Annotated in this window: 13 protein-coding genes; 4 read left to right on the top strand and 9 right to left on the bottom strand. The window is 67.6% G+C overall.

Annotation, left to right across the window (positions count from 1 at the left end):
* The first annotated feature begins 144 nt into the window (after positions 1 to 144).
* On the top strand, positions 145 to 4,407 hold the full coding sequence (locus IEY12_RS00630; protein ID WP_188876540.1) for an Eco57I restriction-modification methylase domain-containing protein: 4,263 nt from the start codon (positions 145 to 147) through the stop codon (positions 4,405 to 4,407).
* A gap of 109 nt (positions 4,408 to 4,516) precedes the next feature.
* On the opposite strand, the gene IEY12_RS00635 is transcribed toward IEY12_RS00630, so the two are convergent.
* The 6 genes from IEY12_RS00635 to IEY12_RS00660 all read right to left on the bottom strand — a co-directional run bounded on the left by IEY12_RS00635 (position 4,517) and on the right by IEY12_RS00660 (position 10,735).
* Positions 4,517 to 4,912 (bottom strand): hypothetical protein, encoded by a 396-nt coding sequence (locus tag IEY12_RS00635; RefSeq protein WP_229870809.1) that lies wholly within the window; start codon positions 4,910 to 4,912, stop codon positions 4,517 to 4,519.
* A 341-nt stretch (positions 4,913 to 5,253) separates the two neighbouring features.
* Entirely contained in the window at positions 5,254 to 5,652 is a 399-nt protein-coding gene (locus IEY12_RS00640; RefSeq protein ID WP_188876542.1) for a Fic family protein, read from the bottom strand.
* 462 nt (positions 5,653 to 6,114) lie between these two features.
* Positions 6,115 to 6,414 carry a hypothetical protein gene (locus tag IEY12_RS00645; protein WP_188876544.1) on the bottom strand — a complete coding sequence of 100 codons (300 nt, stop codon included), beginning with the start codon at positions 6,412 to 6,414 and terminating at the stop codon, positions 6,115 to 6,117.
* A gap of 35 nt (positions 6,415 to 6,449) precedes the next feature.
* Positions 6,450 to 7,676, bottom strand: a complete 1,227-nt coding sequence (locus IEY12_RS00650; RefSeq protein ID WP_188876546.1) for a hypothetical protein — start codon at positions 7,674 to 7,676, stop codon at positions 6,450 to 6,452.
* Positions 7,677 to 7,721: 45 nt separating this feature from the next.
* A complete protein-coding gene (locus IEY12_RS00655) occupies positions 7,722 to 9,533 on the bottom strand; it encodes a DUF2264 domain-containing protein (RefSeq protein WP_188876548.1) in 1,812 nt (603 codons plus the stop codon).
* Positions 9,533 to 10,735: a glycoside hydrolase family 88 protein gene (locus tag IEY12_RS00660; RefSeq protein WP_188876551.1), complete on the bottom strand. Its 1,203-nt coding sequence runs from the start codon at positions 10,733 to 10,735 to the stop codon at positions 9,533 to 9,535. Before IEY12_RS00660 ends, IEY12_RS00655 begins: the two co-directional genes overlap by 1 nt.
* Before the next feature lie 179 nt (positions 10,736 to 10,914).
* On the opposite strand from IEY12_RS00660, the gene IEY12_RS00665 reads away from it, so the two are divergent.
* The 3 genes from IEY12_RS00665 to IEY12_RS00675 all read left to right on the top strand — a co-directional run bounded on the left by IEY12_RS00665 (position 10,915) and on the right by IEY12_RS00675 (position 14,205).
* Entirely contained in the window at positions 10,915 to 11,199 is a 285-nt protein-coding gene (locus IEY12_RS00665; RefSeq protein WP_188876552.1) for a DUF5789 family protein, read from the top strand.
* 103 nt (positions 11,200 to 11,302) lie between these two features.
* Positions 11,303 to 12,691 carry a PAS domain-containing sensor histidine kinase gene (locus IEY12_RS00670; RefSeq protein WP_188876554.1) on the top strand — a complete coding sequence of 463 codons (1,389 nt, stop codon included), beginning with the start codon at positions 11,303 to 11,305 and terminating at the stop codon, positions 12,689 to 12,691.
* A 110-nt stretch (positions 12,692 to 12,801) separates the two neighbouring features.
* On the top strand, positions 12,802 to 14,205 hold the full coding sequence (locus IEY12_RS00675; RefSeq protein WP_188876556.1) for a lamin tail domain-containing protein: 1,404 nt from the start codon (positions 12,802 to 12,804) through the stop codon (positions 14,203 to 14,205).
* 28 nt (positions 14,206 to 14,233) lie between these two features.
* Here the strand turns inward: IEY12_RS00675 and IEY12_RS00680 are convergent, their stop codons facing one another.
* The 3 genes from IEY12_RS00680 to IEY12_RS00690 all read right to left on the bottom strand — a co-directional run bounded on the left by IEY12_RS00680 (position 14,234) and on the right by IEY12_RS00690 (position 19,666).
* Positions 14,234 to 14,548 (bottom strand): DUF7979 domain-containing protein, encoded by a 315-nt coding sequence (locus IEY12_RS00680; protein WP_188876558.1) that lies wholly within the window; start codon positions 14,546 to 14,548, stop codon positions 14,234 to 14,236.
* A 42-nt stretch (positions 14,549 to 14,590) separates the two neighbouring features.
* On the bottom strand, positions 14,591 to 14,929 hold the full coding sequence (locus IEY12_RS00685; RefSeq protein ID WP_188876560.1) for a cupin domain-containing protein: 339 nt from the start codon (positions 14,927 to 14,929) through the stop codon (positions 14,591 to 14,593).
* A 72-nt stretch (positions 14,930 to 15,001) separates the two neighbouring features.
* Positions 15,002 to 19,666 carry a S8 family serine peptidase gene (locus tag IEY12_RS00690; protein WP_188876562.1) on the bottom strand — a complete coding sequence of 1,555 codons (4,665 nt, stop codon included), beginning with the start codon at positions 19,664 to 19,666 and terminating at the stop codon, positions 15,002 to 15,004.

Here is a 19,666-nt window from a genome sequence, read left to right on the forward strand (position 1 = left end):
TTGCATCAGTGGATAGATATTCTCAATCGGGGCGTATATCATCTTTTCTGTATCACTAGTATTCCTCGAAATACCTCACACGCTTGCTAGAATACGCGTAGATACGAGCAATCGGCACGCTACATTGTGCACGGATGGCCATCGATGAGCCAGGCGACGTTGGGCTCGGCCTACCAGAATTCGAGTCTCTTCTCCGGCTACTATCTCGACGAACGCGTCTACGATCTCGACGGGTGGGACTGCGACGAGGGAGCGCGGGAAGCGCTCGCGGAGCTCCGAGAGCTCTGGGATCTCGAACGAGACCTCGTCGCCTCCTACAAGGAGGACGAGCTGCTCGACTCGTGGATCGACGAGGTCCTCGATATTCTCGGGTTCGGGACGCTCTCCGAGACGACCCTCCCCGCCGGTGGCGGGTACAACGATCGCCTGTTGTTCGAGTCGGCGGACGTCCGCCGGAAGGCGGCGACGCGGAAACGCGACGGAGATCAAGACGCCGCGTACAACCTCAGCGCCGCACTCCTCGAAGCCAAGCAGTGGGACGCGGACTTCACGACGCGGTTCAGCGAGCAGCGCTCGTACCGCGACGCGTCCCACCAGATCAAGTACTACCTGGAACACACGCCGGAGGACGTCGAGTGGGGCGTTCTCACGAACGGCCGGAAGTGGCGGCTCTACGGGACGAAGGACTACGCCACGGAGATCTACTACGAGGTCGATCTGCCCGAACTCCTCGAATCCGGGACGCTGGAGCAGTTCAAGTACTTCTACGTGTTCTTCCGACCCGAAGCCTTCCGGAAAACCAGCGGGACGTCGTTCCTCGATACGGTCTGGAACGAGAGCGAGACCGCCTCACAGGAACTCGGAGAAGACCTCCAAGGCAACGTCTTCACGGCGCTCCGCATCCTCGGCGAGGGGTTCCTTCGGACGAACGACGGACTCGAACTTGACCCTGAGGACGAAGATGATCTCGCTGAGCTCAAAGAACAGTCGCTCGTGCTCCTCTATCGATTGATGTTCGTGCTCTACGCGGAGTCGCGGGACCTCATTCATCCCGAGAACCCGGCGATGCGCGACGAGTACGACCAGCACTTCGGGCTCAATCACCTCCGGTCGCGGATCCACGAGGACGTCCAGTCCGGCGACGACTTCGAGGACTACAGCGAGATATCCACGCAGATGTGGGGGCGGCTCGACGAGCTCTTCACCCTCATTGACGAGGGCGAAGAATCGCTCGGCATCCCGCCGTACAACGGCGGGCTCTTCGACGCCGACGACCACGAATTCCTCGCTGAGCACGCCGTCGCCGACCGCTACATCGCCGAAGTGATCTACCGGATCGGGACCACTGAGACCGAGGACGGTGAGTTCGTCCTCGCGGACTACGCCGACCTCGACACCCGCCACCTCGGTACCATCTACGAGGGGCTCCTCGAACACGAGTTCCGGATCGCCCCTGACGAGTACGCGGCCGTCTCTGAGGACGGCGGACAGGTCTGGAAGCCCGCGACAGAGGTGAGCGTCGCCGACGCCGTCGAAACCGTTGACGAGGGTGATCTGTATGTCGTAAACGACGACGGGGAACGCAAAGCGACGGGCGCGTACTACACTCCCGACTACATCGTCTCGTACATCGTCGAGGAGTCAGTCGGATCTCTCGTCGACGACATCGAAGCCGATCTAGAAGTCGAGGGGTTATCTCGTAGCGACTCGGAATACTTTCGCCGGTTCTGGCAGGAGGTCCTCGATTTGAAAATCCTCGATCCAGCGATGGGCAGCGCTCATTTTCTCACCGCTGCAACCGGATACCTGACCGAACGTGTCATGGCGGTGGTCCGGGAGCAGGAAATACAGGGATATAGCGAGCGAGATCTCAGGCGAGAAATCGCCCGTGAGTGCATCTATGGCGTGGATATCAACGGAATGGCGGTCGAGTTGGCGAAGCTCTCGATGTGGTTGGAGACTCTCGCTACCGACCAGCCCCTTGCGTTCCTCGATCATCATCTCAAATCTGGGAACTCGTTAATCGGGAGCGATATCGCACATGTCCTCGATGGCGACTTAGAGGGGGCTGATTCGGGCCAGTTAACGCTTCAACAATCCTTCGAGCACACTCGTGCGAGAGCTCTCGAACACGTTCTCGAAAGATTCACCGACCTGCTTTCTATTGAAAACGAGACATTAGACGGTATCAAGCGAATGGAGGCGGTGTACGAAGACATTCGTAGCGACCCGCTCTACCAGCACCTCCTCTCCATGGCGAACGTACATACTGCCGACGAATTCGGTCTACACGTCCCCAGTGACGCGTACAATCGGATGGCCGAATCACTCCGGGACGACTCCTGGGGAGAGATCGAAGAGCAAGGCTGGTTTGAGGACGCACAGAAGATGGCCGACGAGAGAGAGTTCTTCCACTGGGAGCTTGAGTATCCGATGGCGTTCTACGGTGAAGACGGCACGAAGCTAGACGACGCGGGTTTCGACGCTGTGATCGGAAACCCCCCGTACATTCGGATTCAGGAATTACGAAATCATTCCCCGGGCCAGGCGGAATATTTCAATCGACATTACGCTTCCGCGGTCGGGAGCTACGACGTATATGTTGTCTTCACGGAGAAAGGACACAGCTTGCTTAGTGATCGCGGTGAGTTAGGGTACATCGAACCTCACAAGTTCTTCCAGAGTACGTTCGGGGAGGGCATCCGACGGTATATCTCTGAGCGTGGTTCATTGAAGAAGATTCTGTCCTTCGGCCATGATCAGGTGTTCCCCACCGCCTCGGTGTACACGTGTCTCCTATTTCTCTCCAGGGAGGCGTCTGAGTCGTTCGAGTACGATGAAGTCTCTCCGGAGACACTCCTGAACGACGAACTAATTGAGCCCAGGACAGTCGAATCGGACTACGGATCCGAACCCTGGGTACTACAGACAGAGGAGATAATGGAGGTTCTCCAGAAGATCGACGACGCTGGGCCGACTCTCTCCGAAGTATGCGACCGGATTTATCAGGGATTGGTTACGAGTGGAGACTCAATTTACCTCTTAGAGAAGCTAGGAGAACCTACAGATGGCTATGTGAGAGTCAGGTGTCGTGAAGACGATAGCGAATGGGTGTTAGAAGAGGAGTTACTCAGGCCGCTACTGAAGGGAGAAGATGTCCATCGGTACGCCCCTCTGGATCCCCAAAACGTGGTTATATTCCCCTACACGCTGAGTCAGTCTGAGGATGGGGCCGAGGCGGAGTTTGTAGAAGAACGTGATCTCGCGGAGAAGTACCCGCATACATATGAGTATCTCAAGGAATTCGAAACAGAGATTCGCGGCAGAGAAAACGGGAAGATGGACCACGACCGTTGGTACGACTACGTTTACCCGAAGAACCTAACCGAATTCGAGCAGGAGAAAATCGTGACTCCTGAGATCAGTCGCGGATCGAATTTCACGTACGACGATTCCGGATACTATCACAAGACGAAGGTTTACGGGATTCTGATCGATGGATCAGTCGCACCCCGGCGCTACGTCCTCTCTATCTTGAACTCCTCCGTTCTCTGGTTCTTCCTCAAAAACACCGGATATGCACTTCGAGGCGGCTACTTCACGTTCAAGACGGACTACCTGAATCCGTTTTCGATACCCGAGGTGAGCCAGAAGAGTCCCGGAGAGAGAGAGAGAGATTACGAACCCGCTATCGAAGCCTTCCTCCAGGGGAATTTAGATCGGTCTAAAGTGATCGAGACCGCCGAAGAGAACACCGCGGCGAGCCTCGGATACCTCTCAGACCAGATGATGGAACTCAATAGCCGCTATCACTCGATCAACCGCTCCCTCTTAGATCACCTCGGAAACTACACGGAGGGCCCGAATCTCCCCGATATCGGGCTCTTTCAGCCAACGTCGTCGAATATCCTCGATGCGACGGCGGAGGACTACGAGAAACTCCGCGTCGGCGACGTCGAGACCGAGCGGGACGGGTCCAGTGTGACGTTGTCCGCGACGGCGCGGTATAAGCCCGAGGACGAGGACGCCTTCGAAACCGACCAGTGGGAGTACACGGAGACCGGATACGAGGAAGCGTTTACGCTCACTGATCTCACTGAGGTGGAAGCCGCACTCGTCGAAGCGTTCGTCCCCGTCGCCGCAGAGGAGGCCGACGGCTTCGCCGGTTTCCGGGACAACGCGACGAAGACGAACTCACCTATCGACCGACTGAAAGCCATCACGCTACCGGACCCCGACGACGTCGCGGACGACTTGGAGCGCTACCTCCAAGCCAAAGAACGGGCTGACGAACTCGACGAGAAGATCGAGAAGACCGACGACCTCATCGACGAGATCGTCTACGACCTGTACGGCCTGTCCGAGGAAGAGATCGAGATCGTCGAGTCGTCGGTTCGTAACGACTGAACCGACGTGCCCTCTCTAACGAGGGAGATTCACTCGAACGCCCGGTACTCTACGCAGTGATGTAGACGGTCGGGTATGAAGCCGAAACGGCCGGTGCTCGCGTCGTTTCTCAGTGACCGCGTCGGCGCTCGACCTCTTCGAGATACGCCTCCCGACCATCCTCGTTGAGGAAGCCCCACCGGTCGGGGAACGGCGCGGTCTCGGGCGACGTCCCCGCGGCCATCTCGGTGGCTCGCTTCGCCTCTTGAATCGCGCGGTACATCGCGTCGATGTCGTCTTCGGTCAGTTCGTCGCCATCTGAGATCCGCGACGTCGCCTGCCGGAAGGCGTCGCGCACGGTCTCCTCGCGGATACGTTCGAGGCGTGCGCAGAGGAGTTCGCGTCCGATCTCTTCCCACGTCCCAACTATCGCGTCTGATTGTTCGCTATCGGCGTCGTCTGCTTCTCCGGGAGTCGTGCTCGCTCGATTTTCGCTCTCGCTCTGCATCGGTGTCTCCGTGGACATACGGGTCGAACGAGCGACGCCACGCGTGCGTACTTTCTGGGCCGAGGAACCAGGCCGACGCGGTCAGCACAGTCGAGATATCGCGTCGGCGGTGTCACGGGTAGCGCAGGAAACTCACGGCTGACGCTCCGGGTCGTCGATACACTCTCTCAACGAGAGATCGGTAACGTGCCAGCTGCTGAAGGCGACCTCAGTCGTGCAGCGCGTCGAGGAGGTCTTCGTCCTCCTCGATGAACCGGCGAACCCGCTCGCGGTGACGCTCTCGGTCGGCGTCGTCTGCCTCTGGCTCCAGACTCATATCGACTACTACTACCACCAGGCGCTTCAGTCTTCCCCTCGCGTCACGGTGTGAGACGATCCTCGTCGATATCGCCCGTTTGCAACCAGTCCGCAAGCTCGGACGGACTGAACCTGCGGATGCGCCGCATCACGCGTTCCGCGCGCTCACCCCGCTCCGCCGGCTCCAGGCCCTTCCGGTCGAGGTAGGTCCGCATCGTTAGCCACGCCGTCCGTTTGTTCCCGTCCTCGAAGTAGTGCGACGTCGTGATGTTCCGCATGAGGAGGGCCGCGGACTGGTACGCCTCGTCGTCAGTGTTCGCTTCGGGAATGTCTTCGAGGAGGCGTTTGAACTTCAGGCGCGGCGCTGCGACGCGAGCTCCGGGATATTTCAGATCCCAGTGGTCGACGACCTCGTCGTGAGTGTCGAGGATGCCACGCGCGGTCGGGAGGTCGCTCGCCATCTACGATGCTATCTCCCCGGCAGGACCTTCTCGGTTGCGGAATGGCGCACCGGCTCCCTCTTTAGTGCTGGGTTCGAGGGGGATCCGTCGTACTCGTAGCTCGGAATGCGACCGTATCGTTGCGAGTCACCCTTCGAACCGGCTTTGCCCGGTGGCCAACGTGCTGGATGCTTTATGTACATGGGAGCACATAGTATCTCTCAGTAGCAGCCCAGACCGCTGATCGAGCGGACCCGAAGGTGCTCCAGTCGTGCGGTCGCTAGTCGGAAAAGCGAGGCCTCTCACGGCAAGGACCAGGGTTCGAATCCCTGCCGGAGCACTTTTCCGACACGCTACAACTCGGAGCGGCCGCTCCACTCTGCTTTCCCGACCACTCCGATTCGGTGCCCCACTCGTACTTCGACGCCGCGCCGTCCGACCACGCTAGTCGGCGAGTGTCGCCTTTCGTCGCGGACGGTCGAGTCACCATTTGACGGCGCCGTCCAGTATTGCGACACACAACTCGAATGCGGGGTGCTTGTAGAGGACGGCGTCGCAGTCGAGGCACTGCGTGAGGAGGTCGGCTCCGGCGTCCCAGTAGTCGGTGCGTCGCGTCACGACGCCGTCGACGCACTCGTAGCGCCCGCCGGATGTCGCGACGTGTCGGAACGCCCGCGCACCGCAGTCGGGACACGGGTCGGTCATGCCCTGCCAGTCCGGGCGGCGCACGCCCGTGATCGTCCGCACTCGCTCACCGTCGTCGAGCCGCCACGTTCGCTCCATCGAGGAGGGGTGGCTCCCTCCTCGGTGAAGAACCCTCAGACGTGACCGACCGGCTGTTCGAGTCGCCACGTGTCGTCGAGGACCGCGGATTTGTCGTCCGTCCCGCGGTCAGTCACGAGGCCGACGTGGTAGAGTTGAGCCTTGTACTGGAAGTGGAGGCCGGTCTTGTAGACGTGCGGGTCTCGGAGGGCGTCCGTGTCGAGGTCGCCGTCGCGCGTCAGCACGGCCTCGCGTGCGTCCTCGGTGACGCACACTTCGACGGCGAGCGGCTGATTGATGGCGCACGCCCGCTCGACGAGCTCGGGGAGGCCGGCCTCGCGCACGCCCTCGCGGTGGAGGGCTTCGAGGGCGTCGACGAGGAGTTTCGTCGGCTCGTACTGCATCATCACGGAGCGTGCGAGCTGCGCCCAGCGCGGTGCGAGGTCCGTGAAGCGCGTCGAGCGACCGGTCCACGCGTCGAACTCCTCGAGCGCGCGCTCGACGCTCCCGTGTCGCGTACGGGCGAAGCGGACGACTTCGGCGCCGAGGTGCGTGAGTTCGTCCTCGCCCCGGACGTCGAGGAGGCCGAAGAGTGCGGCGCCGCGTCGGCCGCTCTCGGGGAGTCTGATCACGTGCTCGCCGTAGGTGGCATCCGTCTCCCCCTCGGCGGCGGCCGCGAGCACGTAGCCGAGGTAGTTCTTCGGGTGGTTGACGGGGAAGCTCCCGGCGGTGAACTGGTTGGTGCGCGCCTGGAAGCGGATGGCTTCGACGCCACGCGAGAACTCACCGGCGCCCGTGACCCGCGCGGGTTCGAGGACCGTCGCCGAGTGCGCGTCCTCGACGCCGACGATGCCGACGTTCAGCTCGCGCGCGAGCGCTCTGGCGGTCTCGCTCACGCCGGCCGTGGGCGCCGCGACGTAGCCGAGGTTCACCTCGGAGAGCCGCGAGTGCGCCTGCTCGATACCACGCGCGACGTCGACCGCCCCCGAGCGTCGGTAGCCCTTCGCCTCGACGGCGACGACGGGCGCGCTCGCGACGCCGTCGTTCAGCACCTCGCCGTGGGGCATCCCGACGCCGAGCAGGTCGGGTTCGCCCGATTCGAGGCGCACCGAGTTGAACGGCTGGAGGCGTTCGTGTATCGTCGGGGAAATCGGCTCCGACCCCCAGATCGCGGTCGTGAACTGGGTCTCCGTGACCGCGTACCGGTCGGGGCGCTCCGAGACGTCGGGATAGAGGGCGTCCTTCGCGGCCGCGAGGACCGTCGGTTCCGCGAGCGTCGTCATCGACTGGTCGTTCACGAGGGCGCGCCTTAGCCCCTCGGGTCGCGACTACCGCTCGACGCGGAGGACGCGTTCGCCGTCGTGCTCGACGACGACGCGCTCGGCGGTGTGCCGGACCGTCGGCCGGGGGGCGTCGGCGTCGACCGCCCGGTCGGGGTGCGCGCGGGCGGCGGTCGCCAGCCAGTGCGTGTCGGGGTCGAGCGTCGCGCGCAGCGTCGGCACGCTCGTCCGGGGGTGGTAGAGGTTCGTGTTCGGCTCCTCGTGGACGACGCACGCCTCGCGCGCCTCGAGGGGGTCGCGGACGGCGCTCGTTCCGGCGTCGCTCCGCACGACCGCTCCCGAGTCGGTGGTTTCGGTGCCGTGTCGCGGTCCGTCGGGGCGCGCGATGGCGAACCCGCCCTCGTCGACGTGGAGTCGGCGCTCGGTCCGCACGCGGTGGAGTCTGACGTGCCACGGGAGCGCGGGGGCGACCCACGAGTCGACGCGGACGCCGTCCCACGGCGTCCAGCGCGACCGGAGGACGCCGTCCTCGCAGGCCGTCTCGTCGAGGTCGCCGCGAATCCGGTAGCTCTCGCCGTCGAGCGAGAGGGCGAGCGTGCTGTCGTGGCCGGCGAGGCCGGGCCCGTGGCGGCGGCTCCCGACGGAGAACCCGAAGGCGCTCGAGTAGGCGAACTTCGCGTACTTCGCGCGGCCGTGCACGCTCCGCTGGCCGGCCGAGAGCGCGAACACGTGGCCGTCGTCGCGACAGACGACGAGACCCGGCTCCGGCTGGGCGGTGGTCTCCGGGAGGTCGGGCAGGGGCGCCTCGTCGGCCCGCCAGAACGGGTGGTCGGCGGGGAGCGCGAGGGGGAGGAACGCCTTCAGCGCCCAGTAGGGCGAGTTCGGGGAGTTGTACTCTTCGGAGGTCTTCAGCGTCGGATAGCGGTAGCCGACGGAGAGGACGCCGCCGTCCGTGAAGATCGGCTGGTCGAGCCACCAGCGGACGTTCCGCGCCCACAGCCCCCGAATCTGCCCCCACGGGAGCGCCTCGACGCCGGCGAACGCGAGCGCACCCCAGAAGCCGGCTTGGGCGAAGCGGTAGGTGAGGCTGCGCCCGTAGGGGAGCGCACGGCCGTCAGCGTCGAACCACGCGCGGTGGTGGGTGGCGAACGAGCGGGCGCGCTCGCGGAAGCGCGCGGCGCGCTCCGGGTCGTCGTCCTCGGCGAGCACCGCGTAGAGGAGGCCGTAGTAGTGTATCGCCCACGGGACGTAGTAATCGACGGGCGCGCCCTCCTCGGGCGGGCCGTCCGTGTACCAGCCGTCACCGACGGCGTAGGACTCCAGTTCGTCGAGGCTCGCCGCCGTCCGGTCGGGGTCGTGCTCGGCGCCGACCGAACGCAGTCCGAGGTTCGTGAGCACGCGGAAGAACAGCCAGTTGCAGTCGGGGAGGTCGGCGTCGTTTATCTGGTTCAGCCAGTCCGCGAGGTTCGCGCGCTCGGTCTCCGAGAGCGGCTCCCAGAGCTCCTCGGGGACGAGCGCGAGGCCGAGTCCGATGGCGGCCATCTCGACGTGACGCTGGTCGTGGTCGTCGGCGGGCCCCCAGTACTCGTCGTGGTCTGGGTCGGTGCCGTTGACGAGCCCCTCCCTGAATCGCGCCCAGTCGTCGAAGTCGCCGTGGACGCCGAGCGGGACGAGCCCCCAGAGCGGCCGGGAGAACCCCTCGAGTTCGGCGGCCGCGCTCGCGCAGTGCGAGCCGGTCGCGACGGGGCGGACGCGGGCGTTCCCCGGGCTGAAGTGCGAGCGGAGCGGCTCGTAGAGCTCGCGGACGACGGTCTCGAACTCGGCGCGCGTGCGCGGCGCGGTGGTGGAGAGCGGGTTCATTACCAGTAACGCTCCCAGTCGGCGTGCTCGGTCGCGCGAACGAGGCCCTCGACGTAGAAGTAGTCCCCCCAGAGACAGCACTCGTCGTAGTCGCCCTCGGTGCGGTGATAGGCGGCGTCGGTGAGCAGGCCGTCGGCGTCCGGGCCGGCGGCGTAGTTCTCCGTGAGGCTCTCCAGCGTCGCGAGCGCGGCGTGCCGGTACGCGGGGACGCGCTCGTCGGCGCTCGGGAGCCGTCTGGCGAGTTCGTCGAAGCCGCAGGCGGCGATGGCCGCGGCGGACGTGTCCCGGATCTCGGGCTCGGGGGCGTCGAAGTCCCAGCGCGGAACGTGGTCGTCCGGGATCTCGTGGAGGTAGTAGTCGCCGAGCGTCGCGGAGAGGTCGGCGTACGGCGCCCGCGAGCGGTAATCGGCGGCGAGCGCGTAGCCGTAGACAGCCCACGCCTGCCCGCGCGCCCAGCAGGAGTCGTCGGCGTAGCCCTGCGCGGTCTCGCCGCCGAGCGGGTCGCCGGTCTCCGGGTCGCACTGGAACGTGTGGTAGGTGGAGCCGTCGGCGCGGACGAGGTGGTCGGCGGCCGTCCGGGCGTGCGTCTCCGCGATGGCGGCGTACGAGGGGTCGCCGGTCGTCTCGCTCGCCCAGAACAGCAACGGGAGGTTCAGCATCGTGTCGATTATCATCCGCCCGGATGTCCAGTCGTCGTCGCCGAGGTCGCCCCACGCCTGAACGAGGCCGGGCGCGTCGAGGAAGCGCTCTGCGAGGTGGTCGGCGGCGGACAGCGCGACGTCGCGGTAGCGCTCGCTCCCGGTGATGCGGTGGCCGGCGACCGCCGAGAGCGTGTAGAGGAAGCCGAGGTCGTGGGTCGCCGTCTCGCCGGCGTGGAGGCGGCGCTCGAACGTCTCGAGTTGGGCTTCGGCGGCGTCGCGGAAGCGCGCGGCGCCGGTGACCTCGTAGGCGAGCCAGCAGAGGCCGGTCCAGAACGACGTCGTCCAGCCGTCCATGTTGTCCGTCGTGCCGTAGGCGAGGTCGTCGCTGGACGGCGTCGGGAACCGGTCGTAGAACGTCTCGAGGGCGGCGTCGATGCGTTCGATGGCGTCGGCGAGCGCGTCGGCGAGTCGGTCGTGGGCGGGCGTCGCTGGCGCGGCGTAGCGGTCGGGGACGCCGCGGTCGGTGACGGCCGCCGCGAGCGCCTCGGGTGCGCGTGGCATTGAGTCGCGTATTCATCCCCGCCCACCATAAACCTCTCGCGTGTCTGTCACGTGTTCCGAACCGACTGTTCTCCGTCGCCGAACGCGCCGTCGCTTTGGTGTCACCACCGCGATCGTGCTCCGTGTTAACTCCTCTCTCGACACATTCATAATGGTCGTTCACTATAGATTGGGCTGTAATGACGCTCCGAACGGCGACCGACCTGCTCGAAGACGCGCACTATCCGGCGACCACGGCGGAACTCCGCGAGGCGTACGGGAACGTGCGGATCGAGCACCCGACGGGAGAGGAGTCGCTGGACGAGGTTCTCGCACGGACGGGCGAGGAGGAGTTCGCGGACGCGACGGAGGCGGTGCACGCGGTCATCGGCGCGGTCGGACAGGACGCGGTCGGGCGCGTCGGCTACTCGGACCGCGACCCGACGCCGATGGGCGTCGACGGTCACGAACCCGTCTCCTTCTGAGGCCACCCCGGCGACGCGCGGGCCGCCGCGTCGCCCGCCGTCGCACCCACCCATGACAGTCGGCCCGGAATACGCTTATGCAAGTTGCGACCGAAGGGCCGATATGGAAGCCGACCCGGCCGGCATCCTCCTCGACCACGCCCAAGACAAGATCCTGCTCCTCGAGGAGGACGGCGTCGTCACCTACGTGAACGCCGCCGTCAGGCCGATGCTCGGCTTCGACCCGGACGACCTCCTCGGCGACTGCGTCTTCGACTACGTCCATCCCGAGGACGTCGAGCGCGTCCGCGCGACCTTCGACGAGACGATCGCCGAGGACTCGTTCGTCGAGGTGACGGTCGAGTACCGCCACCGGACGAGCGACGGCGACTGGCGCTGGCTGGAGAGCCACATGTCGAACCTCACCGACGCCACCCTCGACGGCTACGTCGTCAGCTCGCGCGACGTCACCGACCGCGTCACCGCCGAACACGACCGCGACACCGCCGCGAGCCGCCTTCACGAGCTCTCGACGGCCACCGGCGACGTCCTCTGGATGTTCGACGCCGACTGGTCCGAGCTCCTCTTCGTCAACCCCGCCTACGAGGAGCTCTACGGCGCGTCGATAGACGGCCTCCGCGACGACCCACACTCGTTCCTCGAGCGCATCCATCCCGAAGACAGGTCCGCCGTCGAAGCGGCGATGGCGCGACTCTCCGACGGCGAACCGCTGGACATGGAGTACCGCATCGTCCGCGACGGGCGTCGCGACCGCTGGGTCTGGGTGCAGGGCCAACCCATCGTCGAGGACGGCGAGACCGTCCGCATCGCCGGCTTCACGAAGGACGTCTCCGACCGGCGACGCCGCGAACGCCAACTCGTCGTCGTCGACAACCTCCTCCGGCACAACCTCCGCAACGACCTCAACGTCATCATCGGGACGGCCGACTCCATCGCCTCGGAGTTCCCGGCGCTCGCGGACCGGACGGCGGTCATCCGCCGGACCAGCCGCGACCTCCTCGCGAGCGCGGAGAAACAGCGCGACCTCATCGACCTCGTCTGCGAGCAGCCCGGCCGCACCCCCGTCGACCTCGCGTCCCTCCTCGAGGACGCCGTCCGGACGGTTCGCGAGCGCCACCCGAACGCCACCGTCGACTGCTCCGGGCGGGCACCGACCCGGATACGCGGTCGCCCCGAACTCGAGGCGGCCGTCGTCGAACTCCTCGAGAACGCCATCACGCACAGCCGGAGCGACACCCCCCGTGTGTGCGTCCGACAGCGGGAGACGAACACGCACGTCGAAATCACCGTCGCGGACGACGCGCCGCCGCTCCCCTCGGTCGAGGCCGACGTCCTCACCGGCGACCACGAGATGACGGACGTCTACCACAGCACCGGCATCGGTCTCTGGCTCGTCTACTGGAGCGTCGACCTCTCGAACGGCCACATCACCGTCCGCTCCACCGAATCGGGGAACCGCATCACGCTCTCGCTCCCCCACACGTCCGACTGACGTCCGCACGTCGAGACGCCAGTCGCCTCGGCGACCTCCGTCGTGACACCCGACATCACGCGCCACAGCCGGCCACTCGCCTTTTCCGTCGCGGCGGGCAATTCCGTTGCATGACCGAGGATTCGGATGCCACCGCCGACGACGCGTCGTCGCTCTCCCGGCGCGAGTTCGCGCTCGGCGGGGTTGGCGTACTCGCGCTCGGCGGCGCGGGCGCCTACCTCTCCACGTCCGGTCGCGGGTCGAGCGAGTCGATGTACGTCCTCCAGCAGGGCTACCTCCGCTGGGAGGTCGACCCGCTCTCCCACGAGGACGCGACGGTCGAGGAGTTCTACGACTACCAGACGCGCTCGGCGTCCGCGAGTCCGGCCGTCGACGTCACGAGCGGGCCCGCCGCCTCCCGCGTCTTCCTCTACGCCGGCCCCGTCGGCACGTCGCTCGTCTTCCTCCACGGGAGCCCCGACGTGGACCACGGCGGGACGGCGTTCCTCACGTTCTCCGGCCTCTCGCGTTCGGCCGGCGAGTGGGCGGTCCGCGACGACCCGATGGGGACCGACGACGACTTCGAGAAGTGGGAGGGCGGTAACGCGAAGGTGAAGTGGCAGTGGGACGCCAACACGACCGACGGCGGCGCGTTCTGGGGTGTCGAGGACGCACAGACCATCACAATCACGCCGAAGACCCTACAGGGTGTCGACGCGTGGCGCTTCCTCACCGGCGACCCCGGGAACACGACGGCGTTCGACCTCTCCACGGAGAAACCCGCGAAACTCAAGCCCGCCGACGGGCGCTCCGTGAAGCGCGCGAACGTCGACATCATGCCCGACGAGGACCCGAACGAGTTCGACCCGTACGCGACGTCGACGCTCACGGTCGTCGTGAAGAAACCGCCCGAGGGCGCGGACGCGAGCGAGTGGGTGGCCCCGAGCGACGTCGACCCCGGGAACTACTCCGTCTACTTCGGGTCGAAGGACTACCTCGCCGGGCAGAACGGCGCCTCCCCGCAGAAGCACTTCCGGCAGGACGGCGACCTCTACCTCCAGTACAAGACGAAGAGCGCGCAGTTTTCCCTCGACTCCGCCTACGGCTACCTCGTCGGAAAGACGGGGTCGAACACGTGGTTCCGGGGGCGCGACACCGTCCGGCCGGGCGGCTTCGACAACACCGAGCGCGAGCCCTCACAGCTCGTCGTCACCGACATGAACGTCGACCCCGAGGGCGGCGACCGCGAGCACCTCGCCTCGGAGTACGTCGAGTTCACGAACGACGGCGACGACCCCCTCGACATGACCGGCTACACCGTCGTCGACGCCGAGGGCTGGGAGTTCCACCTGCCCGACGGCTTCACGCTCGAAGCGGGCGCGTCGGTCCGCCTGCACACCGGCGAGGGCCAGTGGAACGAGGACGACCTCTACTGGGGTCTCGACACCCCCGTCTGGGGGAACGACGGCGACACGATTCGCGTCCTCGACGCCGAGGACGAGGCCGTCCTCGAGTACGGCTACCCGCGGACCTGACGACTCCGGCGGGACGAGGAGTGACGCGTCAGGCGACCGCCCGAACGACCACGTACGTCCGGTTCTCGTACCGGACGCAGTCGTCCCAGAAATCGTAGGCGCTCCGGTTCTCGGGGAGCGTGCCGTTCTCGACGGCGCGGGCGACGACGGACCGCTGGCGCTCAGTGAGGGTTTCGTAGGCGACGACGTCCGAGCAGTGGCTCTCGTTTATCGCGTCCGTGAACGCGTGCGTCTCGCTCGGATTCGACTGGTCGCCGAGCGGCGCGACGCCGAAGGCGAGGAGGGCGACGGAGACACCGACGAGGAGGACGGCGACGAGGAGAGCCCACTGGTGGCGCTGCACGCTCGAAGTCGTCGCTCGGCTTACAAGTGTCTTATCCCGACGTTAGCCGTCCCTCTCGGACCCGGCGACGCCGACCTCGGCGCGCGGCGGGACGTAGAGGCTGAGCGTCTCCAGCGCCCCCTCGTCGCTCGCGCGCACCTCGTGCGTCTCGCCCGCCTCCACGACGAGCAGGTCGCCTTCCTCGACGTCGAGCGGCTCGCCCGCGACGACGACGCTCCCCGACCCCGAGATGACGTAGAGCCACTGGTCGCTCCCCGCGTGAGCGTTCGTCGGCCCGCCCGTCGCCTCGCCCGCGTCGAGCGTCATCACTGCGGCCTGCGCGTCCTCGGTCTCCATCAGCACGTCGAACCAGCGCTCGGACTCGACTCGCGTTCGCTTCACGCGCGCCGCTTCGCACGCCGGGGCGTGAACGCTTGCGGTCGACTCGGACCGCCGCCGAGGAGGGCACCCGCCTCAGCGGCGGCGGAGGAGGAGGGCGGCGGCCGCCGCGACGAGTACCGCCCCGACACCGGGAGCGGGCGACCCACCGCTCGTCGTCTCGCCCGCCGCCACCGTCGTGCTCGACGGACTCGTCGCCGTCTCGACGGGGGCGGCCGTCGGCGTCGGCGTCGCTTCCGAGGGCGCGCCGCCGACGGCGAAGACGGAGAACCCGGGCGTCGTCGCGGCGTACGCGTCGCCGCCGCGAGACGCCGTCGGGAGCGGGTCCCACGTCCCGCCGTGGTAGCGGTAGAGCGTGACGTCCGCGGGCGCGACGCCGTCCGGGAGCGCGCGGTCGGCGACGGTGAAGTGGAGCGTCGCCGAGCGCACGGCCGCATCCCCGGCGTCCGCCTCGACGCCGAAGTAGCGCACCGCCCGGGAGCGGTCGAGCGCGGGCGTCCCGCTCGGTGCCGAGCCGGTCGGCCTCGCAACCGTCACGGTGACGCGCGACGCGTTCCCGGTCAGCGAGAGCGTCGCCCCGGTGACGCCGACGCCGTCCGACGTGGCGTCCGTGAGCGTGACGGTCGCCGTCCCGTTCCGCACGGGCGCCGAGACCACGACCGTCGTGCCGTTCGACGACGCGGTCGTCTCGGTCCGCGTCGTCGTAGTCGTCGTGGTCGGGGCCGTCGTGGTGGTCGTGCCGGCGCTCCCGCCGCCGGCGAAGCCCCCGCCACCGCCGCCTCCGCCGCCGCCACCGTCATTACTGGTGGTGGTGGTCGTGGCTCGCGCTTGGACGGAGACCGTGGTCGACGCGCTCGCCGTCTGCCCGCGGGTGTCGACGACGGTGACGCGCGGGTGGGCGGTCGCCGCCGACGCGTAGGCGTGCGTGATCGTCGCCTCGGACGCGTTCGTCGTCCGCTCGATCGTGCCGTCACCGTCGACGTCCCAGCGGTACTCGGCGATGCCCTGCGTGTCCGTTGCGTCGGCCGCCGAGAGCGTCACCGACTCGCCCACCCGTGGGGTCGACGGGGTCGCGGTGAGCGCCGCCGTCGGCGCCAGGTCCACGACCTCGATCGCCGTCTCGTTCGAGACCGTGTGCCCGCCGGTGTCCGTCACCGAGTGAGTCAGCGCGTACGTCCCGAGGGCGTCGTAGGCGTGCGTGACGACGGTGCCGTTCGCCGTCGTACCGTCACCGAAGCGCCACGTCGAGTTCGCGACGCCGAGGTTGTCCCACGAGGTGTCGGCGTACGCGAGCGTTTCGCCCACCTCGACGGGCCCCGATTCGTTCAGCGCGAACCGGGGCTCGGGCGGGACGTCGTGCACCTCGAAGGCGTCGAACGTCGTCGACGTCATCGCGTTCCCGCCGGCGTCGACGGCGCGCACCGCGAGGCTGACGTTCCCGTCGTCGCCCGTGGTGTTCAACGCGACGGCGTACCGGTGGACGTCCCCCGCTTCGGTGGCGTCGAGTAGCGTGGCGTTCTCCCACTCGCTCGCGTCGCCGTCGAACGGCGTCGTCGTCGCGCTCGCGTTCGCGTGCGCCACCGTGAACGCCGAGAGCGAGGCGTTGTCGACGACGCTGACCGAGACGACGGTCGAGCCGTTCGGCGCGTCGCTCGTCGCGTCGAGGCGCTCGACGTCCACCTGCCGGAGCTGTGGCGGGACGACGTCCGCCGACTCCTCATAGGTCACCTCGTACGTCGAGACGGTTCGCGAGGACTGCGCGAGCGCGTCGTTGCGCGCGTTCACCCGAATCGCGACCGTCGTCCCGTCGTCCGTCGGCACCTCGAGCGTCGGCGTCCCCGTCGTGTTGTTGACGCGCGTCTCGCTCCCGTTCACTCGGACGCGAACGGTGTCGTTCGCCGCGTCGCGATACGGCGTCCCGACGCCACTGTAGGCACTCTGCGTCGCCTGCGGTACGAGCGTCACGGTGCCGTCCGCGCCCCACGCCGTGTACGTGCCGGTGAACGGCTGTCGGAGGACCGACTGCTCGGCCGCCGTCCCGTACGCGGGGAGCGCGAGCGCGCGCGGTCCGACCCGCCACGAGCTGTCGGCGCCGGTCGCGACCACGCCGAGCGCGGCGCCCGCCGTCCGGTACACCGATTGCACTCGCCGGTCGCCGAGCGACCCGGCCTCGAGCGTCCGGCCGTACGCGTCGCGGTACGCGACGTCGTAGGTCGTCCCGGCCTCGGCACGCGCGTACGTGACGTTCGTCCGCGCGAGGTCGGATTCGCGCACCGTCCACGTGTTCGCGCCGCTGATCCCGGACGCGGTTCGCTGCAGGTAGTAGACGCCCGCGGCGTCGAGGCTCGCGTCCGCGTTCGTCCCGAGGAACCACGTCGGCTCGACGGAGAGGTCGGTGGCGTTGCTCGCGTAGACCGTGCTCGCGCCGTCCGTCCCCGTCGCCGCGCTCACCGAGTAGGCGTACGCGTCGCCGTCGCCGTCCGTCTCCACTTCGGTCGCGGCGACGCGCGTGTAGCGCCCGCGCGTCGACGTGTTCGCGACGGCGACGCGCTGTGCGTACGTGTCGTCCTCGTCGAGCGTGACCGTCGTGTTCCCGTCGATCGCCACGGTTCGCCGCGTAATGACCGGGTTCCCCCCGCTCTCGCTCACGCCTGCCGAGAGCGCGGTGTACGTCCCGTTCGTTAGCAGGTAGCGCGTGACCGTTCCGTCCGAGAAGCCTATCCGGTCGAAGAGCGCGACCGAGTGCGGGCGCTGGAACGGCCCGTTCCGCTCGGGGTAGAGGAGGACGGGGTCGTCCGTGACGTTCGTCCCGCCCATCCCGTGCTTCTCCACCGTGACCGCGTACGCGCGGGCGAAGCCGAAGACCCCGGTCGCGTCGCTCGCGTCGAACGAGACGCGCCCGGCGTACGCGCCGACGACCGACCCCGTTCGGACGGTGGCGGTCACGTTCGCGCGCTCCCCGGGCGCGAGCGCGAGCGTCGAGCGGTTCAGCGACACGGACGCGTCGCCCTCGCCCGGGTTCACGACGTTTCGAAGGCTCGCGTTCATCGCGAGCGTCGCGTTCGACTCCCCGTAGTTCGCCACCGTGAGCGTCGCGTTCGCCGTCGTGTTCGACGTGTAGCGCCCGACGTCAGTCGACCCCGGCGACACCACGATGTCGGGGTCGGGGTCGTCCGAGGCGTTCACACCGACCGCTTCGAGGGCGTCCGTCGCGTTCACGCGCCCCGCGCCCTGCACGTACGCGTCCGCGTCGCCGAGCGGGTCGGCGGTCGAGACGAGTCGCGACTTCACCTCGCGTGGCGTGAGCGCGGGGTTCTTCGAGAGCACGAGCGCGACGACGCCGCTCGTTACCGGCGTCGCCATCGACGTGCCGCTCTTTTCGACGTAGTCCAGCCCGTCCTCGTAGAAGGCGTTCGCGCTCACGACGCGCGACCCGGGCGCGACGACGTCGGGCTTGACGTAGTAGCCGCGCGGCGTCGGCCCGCGCGAGGAGAACGACGCCACCGAGCCGTCGTTGTCGGTCGCGCCGACGGTGATGGCGTCCGCGACGACCCCGGGGCTCTGTACGGAGAGGTACTCGCCGTCGTTGCCGGCCGCGACGACCACGGGAATCCCCTCGCCGGTCGCCGCCTCGATGGCGTCCGTGTACGGGTCGTTCGAGCGGAGCATGTACGCCGGGCCGCCGAGGCTCATCGAGACGATGTCCGTCGCGCTGTCGTTGACGGCGGCCTCGATACCCGCGACGACGCGACTCGTCGGTGCCCCGCCCGTCCCGAAGACGCGGACGTCGACGAGGCTCGCGTTCGGCGCGATGCCGGCCTGCGTGCCGTTACTCGCCTCGCCCGACCCCGCGATCGTCGCCGCGACGTGCGTCCCGTGCCCCGTCTCGTCCGCCGCCGGTGCCTCGCCGTCGACGAGGTCGTACTCGCCGACGACTTTCCCCTCGTCGAGGTCCGGGTGGGTCTGGTCGATACCGCTATCGATGACGGCGACGGTGACGCCCGCGCCGCTGACGCCGTAGTCCGCTCTCGCGCGCTCGCCGTCGACGATGCGGTCGGCCTCCGCGTTCGCCGCGTGGTACCGCACGTCGAGCGTGACGTGCGCGACGTCGCCGTCGTTCCGGAGGCGCTCCGCGACCGACGCCGCGTCGGCCTTTGCGACGCGCGTCGAGGCCGCGCCGATGATGCCGAGACGCCGCTCCGTCTCCAGACCGCGAACGGAGTCGAGGGCGTCCGTCGAGGCCGCCGACGGCTCCCCCGACCGCCGCGCGTCGCCCGTGCCGTCCGCGTCGCGCACGATCACCGGGATCGACGTGCTGTTCGCGTCGTCGTACCCCTGCGCGCGGAGGAGGTCGACGTTGAACAGCGTGGGGTCGAACGTCTCGAAGTCGACGCCGGCCGGGACGACGTACGTCCCGCGGGGCGTGCGGAGCGTGTACGTCGTCGTGGCCGCGTCCGTGTAGTAACGCGTCGTCCCGTTGCGCGTCACCGCGTGGACCGTCTGCCCCGTGACGAGCGTCACGTTCGTCACCGTCCCCTCGAAGGAGGCGGCCGACGGCGTCCGCGTGACGGTCGAGGTGTTCGCGTCGCTGGCGCCGAGGGCGTCGAGTGCGGGCGCGGTGCCCGCCTCGTCAGGCACGGGTGCATCGAGCGATGCGTGGGCGGCCGCCGGTGCCGCCGCGCTCGCGACGACGAGGACGACGGCGAGTGCGGCGAGTGCGGCGAGTGAACGACGTCTCAT

The sequence above is a fragment of the Halarchaeum grantii genome (genome assembly GCF_014647455.2).
GTDB lineage: Archaea > Halobacteriota > Halobacteria > Halobacteriales > Halobacteriaceae > Halarchaeum > Halarchaeum grantii.